Genomic DNA, 19,064 nt, shown 5'->3' with positions numbered 1-19,064 from the left:
AACAAGCGGTCAAAAGCTTCAGCGGCTTAACCAAAATACTCCTTCTCTAACTCTTTGTCATGCCCATATATATCGTCACGGAAGTGAATCTCTCCGTCTTCGTCCACCCAACTGGTGAAATACACGATGTATACCTGTACTTTGTTGGGCAGTGTTACCCAGGTTTCATCGCCTCCGTTCATGGTGCTCCTGATTCTGGACTCATTCCAGTCAGACTGTCCTTTGAGCAGGTACTTGGCCAGTTCCACCGGATACTCCACCCGCACGCAGCCATGGCTGAAATCTCGCGATGTCTGGTTAAAGAGGGCGTCCGCCGGGGTGTCGTGCAGGTATACCGCATACTCGTTCGGGAAAAGGAACTTGATCGTGCCTAACGAATTCTTCTGTCCTGGCTTCTGTCGCACCAGATAGCTGAAATTGCTTTCCGTTACATTGCCCCAGTCGATAGAGGAAGGAGAAACAGGTGAACGGGCCTTGTCGCGGGTAACGACTTCCATATTCTGGCTGGCCAGCCAACCCGGGTTCGACAGCATATGCGGCTTAATCTCGGCCGCCACGATCGTGTTGGGCACGTTCCAGAAAGGAGCCATCACCACATACTCCAGCTTGTCGCTGAAGATCGGTGTAGAGTGCATGGTCTTTCCAACGATAACGCGCATGTCCATCACCTGCTTATACTGTCGCTCAGCGTCAGGGTCGCCGTTAGGGTCTTCGTAGATGTGCATTTTGTATTCCGGAATGTTCACCCAGATATACTTTTGCTCCAGGTTCTTGGGCACCATGCGTTTCGGAATCCAGCGCCAGCGCTCCATGTTAATCATGATCTGGCGGATACGGTCTTCTACGGGAATGTTCAGTTTGGCCAGGGTGTTGCCTCCCACCACGCCGTCTTCGGCCATGCCGTTGAGCATCTGGAAATGCTTCACCTGCTTGGCGAGCTTCGCGTCGTAGGTACGCATTTTCGGGTCAGCCGTGTTAATCTTCTGATCAGTGTTCAGGCGTTTGCGAAGTGCCAGCACAGCCACTGCCGTATCCCCCTCTTTCAGCACTTTTCGGTTCCCAAGGTCAATCTTAGGCCAGCCACCCGCCTCTTGTAAGGCACGGTATACTTGCAGCTTGTCGCGGAGGCGGGTATAGCCCGCATGCAGTGCCTCGAACTCATAATACGGGTAGGTACTCTCCCGCTCCTTCAGAATGGTTTGCAGCGCCTTGTGCAGCTTGATTTTATTCTTCTTGACATCCCAGGTGACCTTCTCATCCTCTGGGTTGACACGGCCCCTATAAAAGTCGGATGCATAGTTGAAATAAGATGCCGTTAGGGCAACATCGATTTCCTGTTGCAGCTTCAGCCTGGTCGAGTCGCTCGACTCCGTTTTTTTATACTGCTCCAACAATTTGTTGAGGTCCACCACCTTATAGTTCTTAGGGTCAAGGCCTTCTTTTGTGGCATTGTCCATAGCAGCCAGAAACTTCTCGGTTTCTGGCACCAACTCATTATCACGGAACCAGCCTAGTTTATAGTCCCTGTCGCCGTAGAACATAAACATCAACTCTTCCTGCTTCTTGAATTCGGGCTTTTGCTTCAGAAAATTCTTAACGAAAGCGCTGTCGGTGGTGGCCTGTGGCAGCTCTTTACCGCCGAACAGATTATCGGTGATACTCTGGCCGTCTTCCCCGGAAGACGATTGGTTGCAGCTGACTGTGGAGAAAAGCCCCATAAAGGCAATCATCGAGGCAGCCAGGTATTTAGTGGTGTAAGGGTTCATATTGAGCATTTATTATTAGTGTTGGTGCAGACTAAGTAAGTACTTATAAGGAAAACAGCTATATATGGGGAGCCTACTAATTCTAAACAAAATACCATTTCAAATAGTAATGGGTAGGCCTGTTTATATGTTCCCTCATTGTACCCCAAATCTGCATAAATTGTTATACATCGCTAGTTTGGAAAACCTTTGGCGGTGACAAACGAACGCATCAAAATATACGGAGTACAAAAAGCGTTCCGCACCGCCGTCGAGCGTTATCTTTTATGGCAGCCCAATGAATAACCTTTATTATTTGTTAGGCCGGATATTTGCAAAAGGTTTCGGCTATTGGCTCAAATGCTTAACTTAGAACCTCAAGATCCTCAACAACGCATGAACGTATACCACCGCTATTTACTTGGGGTTAGTATGGCTGGAAGCCTGCAACTTGCTGCCTGTACCACACCCCCCTCCACACAACAAGAAACTATGACAACAGAACAAAGCGCCGCAGAAATGCTTTCTGAAGATGTGCACAGCTTTGCCCGGCCTTCCGAGGCCGTTGCCACGCACCTGGACCTGAACATTGACGTGGATTTTGGCAACAAGGTACTCTCCGGACAGGCGGCTTACCAAATCGAAAACAAAACCGGGACGGAGGAGATTGTGTTTGATACCCGCGGTCTGCAAATTGAGCAGGCTTTTGTGGGAGACGATATGGAGCCAACTAGTTTTCGGCTCGGCACCCCGGACGAAGTGCTCGGGCAACCGCTCTTTGTAAAAATAAAGCCTGATACCAGGCGCGTCACGATCAAGTACCGCACGTCGCCCGAGGCAGCTGCACTTCAGTGGCTCAACCCGCAACAGACTGCGGGCAAGCAGCACCCCTTTCTCTTCACCCAGTCGCAAGCCATTCTGGCCCGCACCTGGATCCCGATTCAGGATAGCCCGGGCATACGCATCACGTATTCGGCCACCGTGCAAGTGCCAGCCGAGCTTCTGGCCGTAATGAGCGCCTCTAACCCAACCGAGAAGAACCCGCGCGGGGTGTATAACTTCGAGATGCGGCAGCCTATACCCTCCTATCTGATGGCCCTGTCGGTGGGTGACCTGACCTTCAGAGAGATCGGCCCGCAGACGGGCATCTACGCCGAGCCTGCCACCATTGAGGCGGCAGCCTACGAGTTTGCCGAGATGGATAAAATGCTGGTGGCAGCCGAGAAAATCTATGGCAAATACCGTTGGGACAGGTATGACCTGCTGGTGCTGCCGCCCTCTTTTCCGTTTGGGGGTATGGAAAACCCACGCCTCACCTTTGTAACGCCCACGGTCCTTGCCAAAGACCGGTCCCTGACCAGCCTGATCGCCCACGAGCTGGCGCACAGCTGGAGTGGCAACCTGGTGACAAATGGCACCTGGAACGACTTTTGGCTGAACGAGGGCTTCACGGTGTATTTTGAGCGCCGGATTATGGAGGAGCTGTATGGCAAGGAATACGCCGACATGCTGCAGGTGCTCGGTTACCAGGACCTGAGGCACACACTGGAGGAGTTGGGAGCCGACAGTCCGGACACGCGCCTGAAGCTAGACCTGGAAGGGCGCGACCCCGATGATGGCCTGACCGATATCGCCTACGAAAAAGGAAACTTCTTTTTGCAGCATATAGAGAAAGCCGTCGGCAGAGAACGGTTCGACGCCTTCGTCAACAAGTATTTCGCTACCTATGCCTTCCAAAGCACTTATACCGACACGTTCCTGAATTTCCTGCGCTCGGAATTGATCCAGGGAGATGCGGCGCTGGCTGAGAAGATAAACATTGAGGGATGGGTTTATACCCCTGGCCTGCCCCAGGATTTTGTGGCTCCCTCCTCTGACCGCTTTGCAAAAGTTGCAGAAACCTTCCGAAGCTGGCAAAAGGGCGTGCCCGCCGAAAAGTTAGCCACGCAGGGATGGTCCAGCCACGAATGGCTCCACTTCATCCGGATGCTGCCAGAGGACATGACGCAACAGCAGCTAACCGAACTGGACAAGGCTTTCCATTTCACGACATCCGGCAACAATGAGGTGCTGGCCGCCTGGTTCCTCCATACCATTCGCAACAACTATGCGAGCGCCGACACTGCTTTGCAGGCTTTCCTGACGACTGTGGGCCGCCGGAAGTTTCTGGTCCCGCTTTACAAACAGCTGATCAAAACGCCGCAGGGCAAAGAAAAAGCACTGGCCATATATGCCAAAGCCAGACCAAACTACCATGCGGTGGCTACCGTTACCCTTGATGAGTTGCTAAAGTAACAGACACAGGAAAGGCCGCTAAAACTAGCGGCCTTTCCTGTGTCTGTTTTCTAGTTGGAGGGCTCTGTCACCTTCTACCTGCTGGTTAAGCGAAGCGAAGGTACAGAGCCCTTCTTATGTCGTTCGTAAGCGCGATAAGCGCTATTCAGCGTCAATGTTTACGGTGCTTTCGGCGATTTGCGTCAGCAGGGAGTCAGTTTTTTTCTCCTCATCCAGCGTCATAAGTAATTGGTCCAGCACGTCGTTCATACCCAATTGCTTGGCGTAGGTACAGATAGTGCCATAGGCGGCAATCTCATAGTGCTCCACACGCTGGGCACAGCCAATCAGAGCAGCATCCATTACGCTCTTATCCGCTTTTTCATTCATCATGGAATCACATTCTTTGATGATGCCTTCCATGGCCTTGCACTTTTCTCCCTTAGCCTCCACGCCCACCATCTTGCATACTGTCTCAAGGCGCTCAATGTGCTTTTCAGTTTGCTTTAAATGGGTCTTAAAGGCATCCTTAAGTTTGGAAGAGGCACTCGCCTCAATCATTTTTGGGAGGGCTTTGGTAATTTGTTTTTCTGCATTAAGTATATCCTGTAGTTCATGGATCATCAGATCCTTTAGGTTATTAAGTTTCATAGCTTGGAAAGGTTACGCGTTAAAAATAATGATTGGCTTTGCAGCCTCTGTACCTCCTATACGGCACATGTTACTGCGAGTTTATGAGATGTGATTTTTTATTAGCCAAATATCTGTTTTCGCGTGCCACCAGAACATATAATATAAATTAATCTATATAATCAAATGTTAGAAGTCTTGAAAATAATCCTTTCCCGGTAAAGCATCGCGCGACTTTGTGAAACGATTTTACTGAAATCCTGTACTTTTGTGGAAGCAAACGCAACGGCGCAGCAAGCGCTTACCGAAACACCAAACTCTTTACAGCATCTGTGGATATACCTAAAGGAAAACTGATGGCCATCGGCGGGAACGAGGACAAAGGCACCTACCCCAACCCAAGAACCAAAAAGAAGTATTACCTGGACTTTTTCGAGTTAGGCATCCTTAAGCGTTTCCTGCAGGAAATCCCCGCCAAGAACCCGCATATTGAGGTCATCACAACGGCTTCGATGATCCCGGAGGAAGTTGGGGAGCGCTACGTGAGTGCCTTTGGCATTTTGGGTATAGAGAAAGTGGGGCTGATGCACATACGGGTAGAGGAAGACGCGTTGTTGCCGGAATACCTGGAGCGGATCAAAAAAGCGGACGGGGTAATGTTCAGCGGCGGAGACCAGTCCCGGCTCACGCGCATGTTTCTGCACACGGAGTTTATGGAGATTCTGCGGCACCGCTATTTTAATGAGAACTTCATTCTGGCGGGCACCAGTGCGGGTGCGATGGCAATGTCGCAGGTGATGATCAAGGGGGGGAGCGCCACCGATTCGCTGCTGCGTGGCTCGGTTAAGATCGGGGAAGGGCTCAACCTGGTGGAAGGCATGATCATCGACACGCACTTCGTGACCAGGGGGCGCTTTGGCCGCCTGATGGAGGCAGTGGTGACGCACCCAAAATCCGTAGGGGTTGGCTTAGGCGAGGACACCGGAATACTTTTGACTGAGGGACATATGATCGAAACGATCGGGTCTAACCTGGTGGTGATCATGGACAGCCACAACGTACACTATACCAATGTGAATGAGGTGGAGAAAGGCCGGCCCATTGCCATCGACAACATGGTGATGCACGCGCTGGCCAAAGGCAACCTGTATGATTTTAATGCCCGCCGCTTCTTCAAAAGCGCCGACGCCTATGAGCGGTCAAGGTTAAAGAAGGCAACGTGATGCGCTACGGTATAGCGCATGTTTCTCAATCAACTTTTTAGACGCGAAATTCAATCATACCCTAAAAAGATCTGAATGCAAGAGCACAGGCAGCCCCTCCCAAATTACAGCCTGCAAATTCACGTGGTTTCTTTATAGATTCCCACCACTGTCGGTTCCTCGTTCTGCTTGCTGGCCCGATACATCCCCTCTGAGTTAAAGGGCAACGCCAGCTCCCCTGCTGCATTAACCGCAATTAGGCCGCCTTCGCCGCCTAACTTTACCAGTTTCCGTAACACCACCTCCTCGCAGGCCTGCTGCAGTGTGAAGCCTTTGTACTCCATCAAACAGGAAACGTCGTAAGCAACCACGGCCCGCATGAAATACTCCCCATGCCCGGTGCAGGAAATGGCGCAGGTAGCGTCGTTGGCATAAGTCCCTGCCCCTATGATGGGGGAATCGCCCACCCGGTTGTAGCGCTTGTTGGTCATGCCGCCGGTGGAAGTAGCCGCTGCCGTGTTCCCGTTCTGGTCTAAGGCCACGGCACCCACTGTCCCGAATTTTTTCTCCTTTTGCGCGGTATGGTCCAGCATAAACGTTTCGGAGTCCCGGACCTCGCTCCATTGCCGGAAGCGGAAAGCATCGTAGAAGTAGGCCTCCGGGGCAAAGGCTATACCCTGGTTTCGGGCAAACTCCTCTGCCCCTCTCCCGCTCAGCAACACGTGCTCAGAATGCAGCATAACTTCCCTGGCCAACGCGATCGGGTTGCGGATACCCTGCACGCCAGCCACTGCCCCTGCCTCCAATGTTTTGCCGCACATGATAGCTGCGTCCATCTCATGCTTGCCCTCACTGGTGAATACGGCGCCGCGGCCAGCGTTAAACAAGGGGCTGTCCTCTAAAACCGTTACGGCCAGCGCCACTGCGTCGAGCGCAGTTTTCCCGGCCAGCAACAGCTGATGCCCGGCCTCTGCCGCATCCCGCAAGGCTGCGGTATAAGCGGCTTCCTGCGCGGCCGTCAACGACGCCCTGGTAATGGTTCCGGCACCTCCATGTATGGCTATGGCTATGTTCTTCATCTCTTTTGTGTGTTATACCCGTGTGGCCTTTGCGTACGCTGGATCAGGACGGGCTGTTTTAAAGGCGCAATTTTTCTCGGAACCTCGCCCGAAAATGGACCAAAAACAGCAGAATTTTCGTTATCTTTGTTCTAATCAAGATAACCTATTTTAATTACTATATTATGTCGTTTGATATTCAAGGAAAGCTGTACGAAACGTTTGACGAGCAACAGGTCAGTGACAAATTCAAGAAGCGCGAGTTTGTGCTGGAGGTTCCGGATGGCTCTTACACGCAGTATGTAAAGTTCCAGCTCACGCAGGACAAAACCAGCCTCTTAGATGCCTTCAAAAATGGCGATGAGGTGAAAGTGACGTTTAACCTGACAGGCAAGCCCTTCACTAAAAACGGCACAACCATGTACTTCACCAACCTGCAGGCCTGGAGGTTAGAGCCCGCTACTGGCAACGCCGGCGCCCCTACAGGCGGTGCCGCAACGCAGCAGGACGCCCCTTCTTTCTATAGCAGCGACGCAGACAACGATCTGCCTTTCTAAGTTATACCTCAATAGATGTATGTTCAGGAAAAGCGGGCTTTGAGTCCGCTTTTCCTGCTTCTGGCTACCTGTGGAAGATATAAAGCAACTGATCTTACTTGGCGAGAGCGATACCGTCGATTTTAAGCAGCGCATTTCGCAGCCAGACAAAATCGCGCGCACCCTTGTTTCATTCGCCAATACGCGGGGAGGTATGATTCTGGTGGGAGTGAAAGACGACGGCACGATCGTGGGCGTGGACCCGGAAGAGGAAAAGCACACCCTGCAGCTGGCAGCCGACTTTTACTGCGATCCGCCCCTGCGAATCCGGTATGAGGAAGCGGAAGAGGATGACTGCACCATACTGAAAGTGATCATACAGAAGAGCAGGGTTAAGCCACACTATGCCAAGGTGAAACAGGACGACTGGCGGGCCTATGTGCGCGTGCGCGACACCAGCGTGCAGACCAGCAAACTGGTGGATAAAGTGTTGGCGCACGAAGACCCGGAGCATACCCCACTACCGCTTGAGCGCCACGAACTGGCCGTCCTCGACTATTTAAAGGCATCCCCGCGCATCACCCTGAAGCAGTACATGAAACTGGCAAACCTTTCGGAGCGCCGGGCTTACCGCACGCTGGTCAAACTCGTGATCCATGGTTATCTGCGCCTGCACGATAAACAAAAGGAGGCATTCTATACCCTGAGCTAAATTTTTCTCAACGCCTTATTTCGAGCAGCTTCCCGTCAATATAATACTCCGCGTGGCTGTATGCGCCTGTCTCGTCATACACCCGCCAGCTGCCAAACCAGTAGTACCGGATTATCCCACCCTCGGTAACGGTGGCCGCCTGCCCTTCTTTTGCCAATGCACCGTTTTCGTGGTAACGCCGCACACGCAGGAGCCCGCTTTTCCGATGGTGCTTTTCCACCAGGTATAGCGTGCCGCCTGGGTAATAATACCGCCAGGTGCCAACTTCTTTGCCATGGCGGAACCGCCCCTTCCGCAGAATACCCCTTCCCTCTGGCCCCCATACTTTCCAGCGGCCATGAAATCGCCCGTCAGCGTCGAGGCGGTTGATGCGAAAGGGCCATACCCCCTGCCTGGCCTTTGCCTGGGTGCTTCTGTCGGTTGGCTGTGCCAGCGTTTTAAACGGAGCGAGGAACAGCGCACTCACGGTCAGACAGATAAGGAGAACTCCGGTGGGTATATGGCGTGGCTGTGTCGTCATGGGCTAAAAAAACAAAAAAATTCTCAGTATAACTAATTCTTTAGTTATACACCGATCACAGATTAAAGTTCTGACAATTAAGCTTGTATATTCCTGAATTAAATTGTATCCTTATTCATGTGTTTATACCCCCAGGAACAGGCCATACGTGGAGGCAGCCACCCCTGCCGCGACCACGTAAACAGGCCTGGAGCCTTCAGTATAATTCACGTTTGCCCGGCAACACGTATGCTGAACAAGCTCCAAAGCAGGAGCATCGAAAAGAAATCAATGGATACAATTTCACCCTTAGCCCCTATCGCCTATGGCCAGCCCCAGAACCTCACCTGCCGCTTCCGGCAACATGAAAGTATCAAAATCCAACGCCACGCCTAAAACCAAAGCAGCCAAGCCAAAGATGGCAGAAGCCTCTGGTAAAAAGGTGTTTGTGCTCGACACCTCCGTCATCCTGTACGACCACAGCGCCGTGCAGAACTTTCAGGAGCACGACGTCGCCATCCCGATCACGGTGCTGGAAGAGCTCGACAACTTTAAGAAAGGCAATGACATCAAGAACTTTGAGGCCCGCGAGTTTATCCGCTTTATCGACAAGCTGTCGGCTGAGCACAAGCTGCAGGAATGGCTGCCGCTGAACGGCAAAAGGAAAGGGTCTTTCAAAGTGCTGATGAACAAGGCGACCGCCCTGGACGCCACCACGATTTTCGGGGACAAAAACGACCACCGCATCCTGAACTCGGCCCTGACGCTGAAGCAGGAAATGCCGGAGAGCAAGATCGTGCTCGTTACCAAAGACATTAACCTGCGCCTGAAGGCCCGTGCCCTGAACATTACCTCCGAGGACTATGAAACCGGCAAGATTCAGGATGTGGCCGGCCTGTATACCGGCAGCGACACGATAGAAGACGTGGCCGCGCCAGTTATCAGCGAATTGTATGAGAAGGGCGTGTGCGAAACCGCGAAAGTGCTGCCGAATCCCCCAACCGACAATCACTTCTTCATTCTGAAAAGCTTTAAAAGCTCGACCCTGGCCTTTTACAACGCTGCGGAAAAACACCTGGAGCGGGTAGACAAGGTTACCGCCTTTGGGGTGAAGCCACGCAATGCGGAGCAGACCTTTGCCCTGCATGCCCTGCTCAACCCGAACGTGAAGCTGATCTCTGTGCAGGGGGTGGCGGGCACTGGCAAAACGCTGCTGGCCCTCGCCTCGGCCATTGAGCAGCGCCGGGAGTATAAGCAAATTTATCTGGCCCGCCCCGTGGTGCCGCTCAGCAACAAGGACATCGGCTATCTTCCCGGCGATATCAAATCAAAACTCAACCCCTATATGGAACCCCTGTGGGACAACCTGAAATACATCCAGAACCAGTTTGCCGAGACGAGCAAGGAGTTTCAGAAAATACGCGACATGGTGGATCTGGAGAAGCTCATGATCACGCCGCTGGCCTATATAAGGGGGCGCAGTTTATCGAACATTTACTTTATTGTGGATGAAGCCCAGAACCTGACGCCACACGAGGTGAAGACCATTATCTCGCGGGCAGGAGAAAACACGAAGATCGTGTTCACCGGCGACATTCACCAGATTGACACGCCCTACCTCGATTCGCAAAGCAATGGCCTCTCTTACCTGATTGACCGGGCCAAGGACCATCCGCTGTACGCACACATCACGCTACTCAAAGGCGAACGCTCCGAACTGGCCAATCTGGCCAACGAGTTGCTGTAGAAGTAATATAGGGTATGGATCACAACGCAAAACCGCCAGGACACGTCAATGCTCTGGCGGTTTTGCGTTGTGCCCTGTCAGGTAATACAAGAATAACCGCGCTTATTTCTTTTTCAGATAGTAGTTTTCCAGCATGTGCATGTGGTGCAATTCGTGTGCGGCCATCACATGGATAAGCCCGCGCAGTGAGAGCGTTCGGCCGCTGGCCTGGCCGTAATTGTTCAGCATCTCAAAGGTAAAGCTCCGGAACATGGCCAGATTGGAGCGTCGGGTCAGTTCATACTCATCCAGTATGTTTTCCAAAGGCCGGATATTGGCAAGGGAGTTATAGACATACCTGGCCTCGTCCCAGCCGGGCAGCGGGGTTTCCTCGCCCCTGCTGAAGCACAGCGCGCGGTACCCGAATATCCGCTCAGCGTCAATTAGGTGCTGGAGCAGCTCCTTCATGGTCCATTTGCCTTCCGCATAGGCTTCTTCGGCGCGCTCGTCGGAGATGTGCCTGAACATATAACGAAGGTCCACGGCCTGTTTTTCCAGTATATACAAAATGTCGCCCTCCGGCAGACGGTCCATATAGTCTTGATAGATCGCGGGGTATTCCTCCTCTGATGGTCTGTTAATGGCGGTCGGCATAGGTCGTTCTTTTTTTAGCTGCTTTTTTCTTACTGGAATCCACTAGTAAGGTTTGGAGGTTTTGCAATCCTTTTTGAGCCTCTTCCTGTTTGCGGCGTTGCAGCAGCAGCCCCTGCACCCGGCCCCAGGGATATTGGCCCACCACAGCCTGCTGCCGCCATACCACCTGCGTGCCCCCCGGCACAGGCGCCAGCGTGATGGCACCCTGGATGCTGCCAGCGTTTTTATGCTCGTGTTGCAGGTACGCCAGTTGCGCGGGGCGGAGGCTTTCCGTGATCAGCAGTTCCCCGTTCCCTACCCTGTCGCCGCTCCATTGCATGCGCGCCCCGGCACCGGCCATCGGGCCGCCGTAAAGCCGGATCATAGAGGGGTCTGCCTGCTTGTTCACCGGGCTCCACCGCTCCCATTGCGTCGGGTTTTCCAGCAGGGCGTATACCTCCTCCGGCGATGCCTCCAGCACCAGGCGCTCTTCCACATCCATTTGGGTGGGCAGCACGGCATAGGTTGCGCACGCCAGGCCCACGGCCAGCAAGGGCAAGGCTACAATCACTTTTGAGGAGAGCTTCATGGGGAGTGGTATGGATTTACAGAAGAACGGCTATTGCCAATTCATACCCTAATTTAAGCGAGCTTTTGTGTAGGAATCAAGCAGGTGGCTATAAATATTTTTTGGCCGTATAAGGCCCAAAAGTAAAACAAAAGTAGCGAAGGCAGCTTATTAAGAAATACTCACGTAGAGAAGAGTAAAGAGGCTATATATTAAATCTAAAAACATGTTAAAAGACTGGATAACTAAGGGACTGCAGTACTCTCAAAATCCTTTATTCAAGAAATTCCTCGGGAAAGCCGGGGGGTATATGACTAAACCCCTGAAGCTGGGCGTCCTGCTCACATCGGCCTACGGCAAACTGGTGGACACGGACAACGCACAAAGCGGCTTCGACCAGCTGAAAGCCTTTATGTTCTCGTTCATTCGGCTTATCAAAGCGTACATGCGCGGCGAGTACCGGGAGGTATCCAATAAATCACTGCTGATCGGCGTGGCGGTGTTACTCTACCTGGTTACCCCGCTCGATATCATACCTGATTTTATACCCGGCATCGGCCTCTTGGATGACATCAGCCTGATGGCCTGGTTCGTGGACGCTTTCCAGAAAGAGATCACGCGCTTCAAGCAGTGGGAAGACGACCGCAATTTCGACCACTCCCGCATCGGCTCACTGTAAGCAATATGCGCAATGTGGGGGGTATAAAAAGCCAATAGCCTGAATTTTAGACTGTTCGCTGAGGTATAACTACATGAAGCGTGGAGCCCAGACACCCCGGTTTTATACCCTCCAAAGAACTATTACCATCTCACCACCATCAAAAAGCCCCGTCTGTAGCAGCAGGCGGGGCTTTTTGATGGTGGGGTGTTAATGCTGATGGAAGCTTTCGGAGACAAAGCCGAGCACCTGCGGCAGCGCCTCCCGCCAGTAAGTCCAGTTGTGGGCACCATCGCGCACGCGGTACTCATGCGGGATCTCCTTTTTTCGCATCGCGATATGCACCAGCGCGTTGCCCTCATACAGAAAGTCGTCGTCGCCACAGTCGATGTACCAGCGCACCTGTTTCACAGAGTCGGCGGGCATGGCCCCGATCAGCTCGAGGGCGCTGTTGCGTTTGTAGTGCGCCTCTACCTGGGCATCGGTGGCCGTCACCGGTTTGTTGCCGATGCGCGCCATAAACGTTTTCGCCTCGGCCAGCGACAAGGCCCCTACGGCGGCGCTCAAGGGGCAGGCCGACGAGAACAGCTCCGGGTGATGCAGCGCATACATAAAAGAGCCCCCGCCCCCCATCGACAGGCCCGCCACGGCACGGAAGCGTTTCTCCGACTTAATGCGGTATTCCTTCTCTACAAACGGCATAAACTCCTCGAAGAAGAAATCCTCATAGCGCCACTCACCAGTGGCATCGTTAAAATAGCCGCGCTGCCCGGTATTGGCGTCCGGCATGACAATGATCATGGGGGTGGCAGTGCCGTCGGCAATCGCCTTGTCTGTAAGGCGCAGCACCTCGCCAAACTGCACCCAGCCCGTCTGGTCGTCGCCGGCACCATGCAGGAGGTAGAGTACCGGGTAGCTTCGCTGGGAGTCGTTGTAGCCGGGTGGCAGGTAAACGGCATACTTGCGGTTGCTCTTCAGTATCTTGCTTTTCATCGTCAGGTTGTCCATCACTTTTCCCGAGGTCTGGGCCAGAAGACTGCCGTGCAGCAAGAACAGGGCAGCCAACAGAGTTAACAGGTAACTTTTTCGCATCATGTTGTTTAAGGTGAGGTGAAAATAGATTCAGCAAGGTAATGATAGCAAATAGCTAGGTTATATCATCTGATTTTGTCCGGAAACAGTTACTCGCAAGCCCATCTTTTCTTGTCGCGGAGCAAGTACGAGTTAGCAGATCCGACTGCTGTGCGGTATACCCCAGAAGGTATAGGCAGCTTACCGGATTGCACCAGGGGTACCCGCTCATTCGGTACGCCTGTATTCAGAAGCTGCTGGATTTCAACTCAGGAACTCGCGCAGCAGCGGCTAAAAAGCATATAAAGCCCTAACAGACACGTCATAATCGGAGAACATACGGCTTGTATGTATTAGAAAACTTTCACTAAAGAACAGGCAGAAGGGAATTTTAAGAAGCGATGGGTAGGCTGTTCGGAAAAAATCGCGCTTCTAAAAATGGGATGTGTTGTTTTTTGTGAACAAAAAAAGGCGCGAAAGGTGAACAAGATGTAATTGATATTTTTATATAGTAGTTACTACATACAGGTGGGGAAATCAACAGGAATAAGCATGTAAATTTCAGAAAATGGAAACAATACCTGTCAGCACACCTGGTGGACGCGTGAGGGCACGAATACGGGAAATTAAGGCGAGAACTCACCCACAGGCAAGCGAAGCAAAACCAATGGCTTTGCAGCTTTAACTTTCAACAATCATGATGCGATAACTAGTGCTCGACCAATTTAATTACCAGAATTCGCGTTTGTTTTTATATGCATAGAAACGGATTTTATGCCTCACTTCTAAATCTTAATTTCTAATTTTTAATTTGGCGAAGCACTAAGCAGCATACTTTATTGATTCGAAGGCTTTCTTATTTTGCCCTTATCCCTTGATCTTCTCGATCATGTGATTGATTACATGACTGTGCTCTTTCTGAGGGCTGAACATGACAATCTCCGCATCTTGATTGACCAGAATGTTATGCCCTGGTGGCCAGTAAAATAAATCATTTGCGTTGACAACTTCCTGGGTGCCTTCAGCATTGGTACTTGTGAGTTGACCGCTCATGAGGAATCCCCAGTGAGGGCTTTGGCACATATTACCTTCTAGCCCAACGAACAAGGGCGTCGTGTCCACTCCTGCAGAAAGACTGAAATACTCAGCGCTAATCTTGCCTAATCCGGATGCGTCGCCAAAATTAGTAGCCTGACGGATAATAGCGCCCGGTATTTCCAATTTGACTTCAATGTCTTGTTTTGCAATTTTCATATTTGTGCCCTTAAAAGTGTTACGTATGGCTTTACTGGTTACACTGCTATTGCAGCATCCGTTTAAAAAGTAATAGGTTGTATATAATTATAGCTTTCGTTTTTACTTTATACTGTTAAATGTATAATCCTGATGAAATATTAACAAAAAAAAGATTTTATTATAATATGATGAGAAAAAACACGCTTAGCTCGCCCATATGAGTCGACGGCCCCACCAGCGCTAACTGGCATGGTGCGCCTTTGAAATCAGCCGGTTGGTGTATAGGCCGGGTCACCAGCTATACCATGGCTGGGTATAATATAGAAAATAGAAAATAAACCAGTTTGATGAATATTTTAATAAGGCACGAAAAACCTACGGACCATATAGCAGTTTTTGAATTGATAAAAGACTCCTTCGGGAAGGAAGAATTCAGTGATCACAGGGAACACTTTCTTGTCGAACGGTTGAGAGAATCTGATTCGTTTATTCAGGAATTGTCGCTTGTGGCGGAAGTGGAGGGCAAAATTGTTGGCCATATTTTGCTGACTAAAATCAAAATTAAAAATACTGCTGCCGAATTTGTTTCTTTGGCACTTGCTCCTGTTTCAGTCATTCCTGAGTTCCAGAACATGGGGATTGGCGGAATGTTAATTGCAAAAGCGCATGAAATTGCGAGAAAGATGGGGTATACCTCAGTAGTGGTTCTAGGTCACGAAAATTACTATCCAAGATTTGGATATCGACAAGCGCATACGTTTGGAATTGAATCCCCGTTTGATGTTCCAAAAGAAAACTTCATGGCAATAGAACTGATTGATAATGGCTTAAAAGGAATCTCCGGAAAAGTCGAATATCCAGAAGCGTTCACTATATAACTCCCCGCACCATTGCTGCTCTCTATAAGTAAACTCTTTATACTACACCTTTTCTAAATTAAAGTATTGAACCGATGTTTCGGACAATGATGGCCCCGGCAGATAGCTTTCGAACCAAGAAGCTGATAGAGCGGTTTCATCTACTCTTTTAAGTAGAAAGATGTATGGATGTCTCCCGCAGCTAACTGATTTTAAGATCAAAATAAAAGTATCAGCTTCCCCCTTTTTTATACCTGCCTTCCTCTTCAGTCAAAAAATCATGATTTTCCGCATCCAATCACGCAAATCCGGTTACCTTTGCGACCGAATGAACATTCAATTAACCCCGGACACGGCATGGAAGCGTTAGCGGAGAAGAAAAAAGCGATACTGGAAAGCACCCTGCAACTGATACAAGAGCATGGCTTTCATGGGACGCCTATGAGCATGGTGGCCAAGAAGGCTGGCGTGGCCGCAGGTACCATCTATCATTATTTCGAGAGCAAAGAACGCCTGATTTGTGAGTTGTATAGCCACGTAAAGCAACAGAGCCTCGAGGCTATGCAGCATGCAGACGACCAGGCGCTCCCGTATCAGCAGCGCTTTTTTGCGCTTTGGCACAGCCTGTTCGATTTTTACCGTGATAACCCCAGCGTGCTGATATTTTTCGAGCAGTTTGTCAACTCGCCATACTATACCCAAAAGCCGCTCGACCCTCTGGACGCGTTCCACAAAACGATGCGCCAGTTTTTTGAGGAAGGCGTGCAACAGCACCATTTACGAGAGGCCAACCCGGAGATCCTGGCCATGGTGGTACACGGGAGTATCATCACCACGGCCAAGGTGCACCGGCACAAGAAGCTACAGTTTGGCGGCAACGATCTGCAGCAAATCGCGCAAATCATGTGGGACGGTATGGCGGCGCGATAACATTTTCCCGGATAACGGGTTAGGTAAGGATTGTTTGCTTTAAAGTTTAAACTTCAGACATGGTATACATTCCTGCTTTCCCTGCTCCGATACTCCTTGCATTGGTATACCAAGCTGCAAAAGGACTTGTCACGACGAAGCTTTTTTGTTGAAGCTATACCCTCTACCCCGCTGTAGCACAATTATAAACTGAACGGATTTTATTGACATACTTATTACGCACATTTTTGATGAAATTTCTGAATAGACTGAAGTCCCTTTGGCTGGGCGTGCTGCTGTTCCCGGGCCTGCTCATGGCGCAGGACAGGGCGTTGCGTGACACGGACGGCCTGACGCTGGAACAATGCGTGGCCTATGCGCTGCAAAACCGGGCAGCGGTGGAACAAGCCCGCCTCGACGAGCAAATCGGTGATCACCAGATCAAGGCGAAGCTCTCGGAGTGGTATCCGCAGATCTCGGCCACGTATGGCGGGGTCAAAAACCTGAAGCTGCAACAGCAGCCCTTCGGGAATGAGCTCGTGACGCTGGGCCGTAACTACAACTCCAATATCCAGTTCCAGGCTAACCAAACGCTATTCAGCAACGATTTGCTGCTGGCCTCCCGCGCCTCGGGCTACACGCGGCAGCGGCTGGAACTCAACACCCAGGACACCCGCATCAACACCGTGGTGGACGTGAGCAAGGCCTTTTACGACCTGCTGCTGACGCAGGAGCAGGTTCGGATTCTGGAGGAGAACTATGCCCGCCAGGAAAAGCAGTATAAGGATGCCCGCAGCCGATTTGAGGTTGGCCTGGTGGATAAGACCGACTACCAGCGCGCCGCCATCACGCTGGGTAACATCCGCAGCGACCGCAAGCGCGCCCAGGAGTCCGTAAAAGCGAAGCAGGCTTACCTGAAGCAGCTGATGGGCTTCCCGATTGAGGATGAACTGGACCTGGCGTACGATTACGACACCATGCAGCAGGCCGTGCTGCTGGACACCACACAGCTCGTGGACTTCACCAACCGCGTGGAGCTGCAGCAACTGCGCGTGCAGCAGCAGATCCTGCAGCTGAACACGAGCAACAGCAAATGGGGCTTCCTTCCCACTGTTTCGGCATACGTCAACTACAACTCCCTGTACTTCAACAACGAGTTCGCCCAGCTTTACAACCAGTCATACCCCACCTCGGGGGTCGGGCTGCAGGTGTCGCTCCCTATTTTTCAAGGGACCAAGCGGCTGCAGAACCTGAAGATAGCCCGGCTGCAGGAGCAGCGCGCGGAGGTAGAGGTAGAAAACACCCGGAAGGTGATCAACACCGAGTACCAGACTGCCCTGGCTAATTACAAAAGCAATTACTTTGAGTGGCTGACCCTCCGCGACAACATGCAGGCGGCGCAGGAGGTGTATGACATCATCCGGCTTCAGTACGACGAGGGCATCAAAGCCTACGTCGATCTGATTGTGGCCGAGACCGACCTCCGCACCACGCAGCTCAATTACTACAATGCCCTTTTTGGGGTGCTTGCCAGCAAACTGGATTATCAGCGTGCCATCGGCGAAACAAATATCAACTACTAAACACAGCAATCACAGCAATGCATACCATCATGAAAAGGAATTATACCTGGCTGCTCATGGCCATCCTCGGGCCAGTCGTGCTGCTATCTTGCGGCGGCGAGCAGAACGCGCAGCAGCGCCCCGGCGCCGGTCCTGTGCCGGTGAACACCTACACCGTGACCCAGGAAAGCGTGACCGGCACCGATACGTATCCCGGCTCGGTGGTCCCCCTGAATGAGGTTGAGCTGCGCCCGCAGGTGTCTGGTTACATTACCAACATTTATGTGAAGGACGGCCAGCGCGTGACCAAGGGGCAACGCCTGTACGAGATCGACCAGAGCAAATACCGCGCATCCTACCAACAGGCGCAGGCCAATCTGCAAAGCGCCAAAGCCAACCTGGCCCGCGTGCAGAAGGACCTGGAGCGCTACGAGCGCCTGGCCGAGCGCGAGGCCATCGCAGGCCAACAGGTAGACTACGCCCGCACCGACGTGCAAACCGCACAGGCGCAGGTGGCGGCGGCTCAGGCGCAGGTCAGCAGCGCCTCCACCGATCTGGGTTATTCCACCATCACGGCGCCCTTCAATGGCACCATCGGCATTTCGCAGGTGCGCGTGGGTGCGCAGGTGTCGCCGGGGCAGCCGCTGCTTAACACCATCTCCTCCACCGACCCGATTGCGGTGGACTTTGTGATCAACGAGCAGGAGATCAGCCGCTTCAGCCAACTCACGCAAGGCCAACAGCCCGACTCGCTCTTCACGCTCCAGCTCAACAACTCCAGGCCATACCCCTACCCCGGCAAGATGCTGGTCATCGACCGGGCCATTGGACGCCGCACCGGTACGACCACCGTTAGGCTGCAGTTCCCGAACCAGGACCGTACGCTGGTGCCCGGCATGACCGTGGATGTGCAGGTGCTGAACCAGGACATTGGCGAGCAGCTGGTGATTCCGTTTAAGGCCGTGACCGAGCAGCTGGGCGAGTACTTTGTGTATGTGGTGCAGGGCGACTCGGTAAACCAGCAGAACGTGACACTAGGCACCCGCTTCGGGGCTGACGTGGTGATCCGGGAAGGGCTGGAGCCAGGCAGGACCATCGTGTTGGAAGGCCTGCAAAAGCTGCGTCAGGGAGCTAAGGTGCAGGTGGGCGCAGCCCCAGCCGCCGCGACTAAATAAACGTGTAAAAAGA

18 protein-coding genes are annotated in these 19,064 nt (G+C 52.1%); 10 read left to right on the top strand and 8 right to left on the bottom strand.

Going from position 1 to position 19,064, the window contains the following annotated elements:
• Nucleotides 1–26 precede the first annotated feature (26 nt).
• Complete coding sequence (locus MKJ04_RS15785) at nucleotides 27–1,766, bottom strand: murein L,D-transpeptidase (RefSeq protein WP_241642617.1); 1,740 nt, start codon at nucleotides 1,764–1,766, stop codon at nucleotides 27–29.
• A 471-nt stretch (nucleotides 1,767–2,237) separates the two neighbouring features.
• Here MKJ04_RS15785 and MKJ04_RS15780 point away from each other — a divergent pair, with 471 nt between their 5' ends.
• A complete protein-coding gene (locus MKJ04_RS15780) occupies nucleotides 2,238–4,040 on the top strand; it encodes a M1 family metallopeptidase (protein WP_241642616.1) in 1,803 nt (600 codons plus the stop codon).
• A 141-nt stretch (nucleotides 4,041–4,181) separates the two neighbouring features.
• Here MKJ04_RS15780 and MKJ04_RS15775 read toward each other — a convergent pair whose 3' ends face one another.
• A complete protein-coding gene (locus MKJ04_RS15775) occupies nucleotides 4,182–4,670 on the bottom strand; it encodes a ferritin-like domain-containing protein (protein WP_241642615.1) in 489 nt (162 codons plus the stop codon).
• A gap of 311 nt (nucleotides 4,671–4,981) precedes the next feature.
• On the opposite strand from MKJ04_RS15775, the gene MKJ04_RS15770 reads away from it, so the two are divergent.
• Nucleotides 4,982–5,872: a cyanophycinase gene (locus MKJ04_RS15770; protein ID WP_241642614.1), complete on the top strand. Its 891-nt coding sequence runs from the start codon at nucleotides 4,982–4,984 to the stop codon at nucleotides 5,870–5,872.
• 119 nt (nucleotides 5,873–5,991) lie between these two features.
• Here MKJ04_RS15770 and MKJ04_RS15765 read toward each other — a convergent pair whose 3' ends face one another.
• Entirely contained in the window at nucleotides 5,992–6,930 is a 939-nt protein-coding gene (locus MKJ04_RS15765; RefSeq protein WP_241642613.1) for an isoaspartyl peptidase/L-asparaginase family protein, read from the bottom strand.
• Between the two features lie 164 nt (nucleotides 6,931–7,094).
• On the opposite strand from MKJ04_RS15765, the gene MKJ04_RS15760 reads away from it, so the two are divergent.
• Nucleotides 7,095–7,466, top strand: coding sequence for a DUF3127 domain-containing protein (locus MKJ04_RS15760; RefSeq protein WP_241642612.1), 372 nt, complete (start codon nucleotides 7,095–7,097; stop codon nucleotides 7,464–7,466).
• A gap of 70 nt (nucleotides 7,467–7,536) precedes the next feature.
• Nucleotides 7,537–8,157 (top strand): helix-turn-helix domain-containing protein, encoded by a 621-nt coding sequence (locus tag MKJ04_RS15755; protein WP_241642611.1) that lies wholly within the window; start codon nucleotides 7,537–7,539, stop codon nucleotides 8,155–8,157.
• Nucleotides 8,158–8,164: 7 nt separating this feature from the next.
• Here MKJ04_RS15755 and MKJ04_RS15750 read toward each other — a convergent pair whose 3' ends face one another.
• Entirely contained in the window at nucleotides 8,165–8,677 is a 513-nt protein-coding gene (locus MKJ04_RS15750) for a toxin-antitoxin system YwqK family antitoxin (protein WP_241642610.1), read from the bottom strand.
• A gap of 397 nt (nucleotides 8,678–9,074) precedes the next feature.
• Here MKJ04_RS15750 and MKJ04_RS15745 point away from each other — a divergent pair, with 397 nt between their 5' ends.
• Nucleotides 9,075–10,403 carry a PhoH family protein gene (locus MKJ04_RS15745; RefSeq protein ID WP_241642661.1) on the top strand — a complete coding sequence of 443 codons (1,329 nt, stop codon included), beginning with the start codon at nucleotides 9,075–9,077 and terminating at the stop codon, nucleotides 10,401–10,403.
• Between the two features lie 102 nt (nucleotides 10,404–10,505).
• Here the strand turns inward: MKJ04_RS15745 and MKJ04_RS15740 are convergent, their stop codons facing one another.
• The gene (locus tag MKJ04_RS15740; protein ID WP_241642609.1) at nucleotides 10,506–11,036 is read right to left on the bottom strand and encodes a DinB family protein; all 531 of its coding nucleotides are present in this window, start codon (nucleotides 11,034–11,036) and stop codon (nucleotides 10,506–10,508) included.
• A complete protein-coding gene (locus tag MKJ04_RS15735; RefSeq protein WP_241642608.1) occupies nucleotides 11,020–11,604 on the bottom strand; it encodes an SRPBCC family protein in 585 nt (194 codons plus the stop codon). Before MKJ04_RS15735 ends, MKJ04_RS15740 begins: the two co-directional genes overlap by 17 nt.
• A 289-nt stretch (nucleotides 11,605–11,893) precedes the next feature.
• Here MKJ04_RS15735 and MKJ04_RS15730 point away from each other — a divergent pair, with 289 nt between their 5' ends.
• Complete coding sequence (locus MKJ04_RS15730; RefSeq protein WP_241642607.1) at nucleotides 11,894–12,262, top strand: YkvA family protein; 369 nt, start codon at nucleotides 11,894–11,896, stop codon at nucleotides 12,260–12,262.
• 189 nt (nucleotides 12,263–12,451) lie between these two features.
• Here the strand turns inward: MKJ04_RS15730 and MKJ04_RS15725 are convergent, their stop codons facing one another.
• The gene (locus MKJ04_RS15725; RefSeq protein ID WP_241642660.1) at nucleotides 12,452–13,333 is read right to left on the bottom strand and encodes an alpha/beta hydrolase; all 882 of its coding nucleotides are present in this window, start codon (nucleotides 13,331–13,333) and stop codon (nucleotides 12,452–12,454) included.
• Nucleotides 13,334–14,179: 846 nt separating this feature from the next.
• Nucleotides 14,180–14,566, bottom strand: a complete 387-nt coding sequence (locus MKJ04_RS15720) for a cupin domain-containing protein (RefSeq protein ID WP_241642606.1) — start codon at nucleotides 14,564–14,566, stop codon at nucleotides 14,180–14,182.
• 329 nt (nucleotides 14,567–14,895) lie between these two features.
• Here MKJ04_RS15720 and MKJ04_RS15715 point away from each other — a divergent pair, with 329 nt between their 5' ends.
• The 4 genes from MKJ04_RS15715 (at nucleotide 14,896) to MKJ04_RS15700 (ending at nucleotide 19,051) form a co-directional block, all read left to right on the top strand.
• On the top strand, nucleotides 14,896–15,426 hold the full coding sequence (locus MKJ04_RS15715; RefSeq protein WP_241642605.1) for a GNAT family N-acetyltransferase: 531 nt from the start codon (nucleotides 14,896–14,898) through the stop codon (nucleotides 15,424–15,426).
• A gap of 336 nt (nucleotides 15,427–15,762) precedes the next feature.
• The gene (locus MKJ04_RS15710; protein WP_241642604.1) at nucleotides 15,763–16,335 is read left to right on the top strand and encodes a TetR/AcrR family transcriptional regulator; all 573 of its coding nucleotides are present in this window, start codon (nucleotides 15,763–15,765) and stop codon (nucleotides 16,333–16,335) included.
• A 230-nt stretch (nucleotides 16,336–16,565) separates the two neighbouring features.
• On the top strand, nucleotides 16,566–17,897 hold the full coding sequence (locus MKJ04_RS15705) for a TolC family protein (RefSeq protein WP_241642603.1): 1,332 nt from the start codon (nucleotides 16,566–16,568) through the stop codon (nucleotides 17,895–17,897).
• Nucleotides 17,898–17,926: 29 nt separating this feature from the next.
• Nucleotides 17,927–19,051 carry an efflux RND transporter periplasmic adaptor subunit gene (locus MKJ04_RS15700; RefSeq protein ID WP_241642602.1) on the top strand — a complete coding sequence of 375 codons (1,125 nt, stop codon included), beginning with the start codon at nucleotides 17,927–17,929 and terminating at the stop codon, nucleotides 19,049–19,051.
• The last annotated feature ends 13 nt before the right edge of the window (nucleotides 19,052–19,064 follow it).

The organism is Pontibacter sp. E15-1, assembly GCF_022601975.1.
Classification (GTDB): domain Bacteria; phylum Bacteroidota; class Bacteroidia; order Cytophagales; family Hymenobacteraceae; genus Pontibacter.
This window is presented reverse-complemented; position numbering and strand designations above follow the sequence as displayed.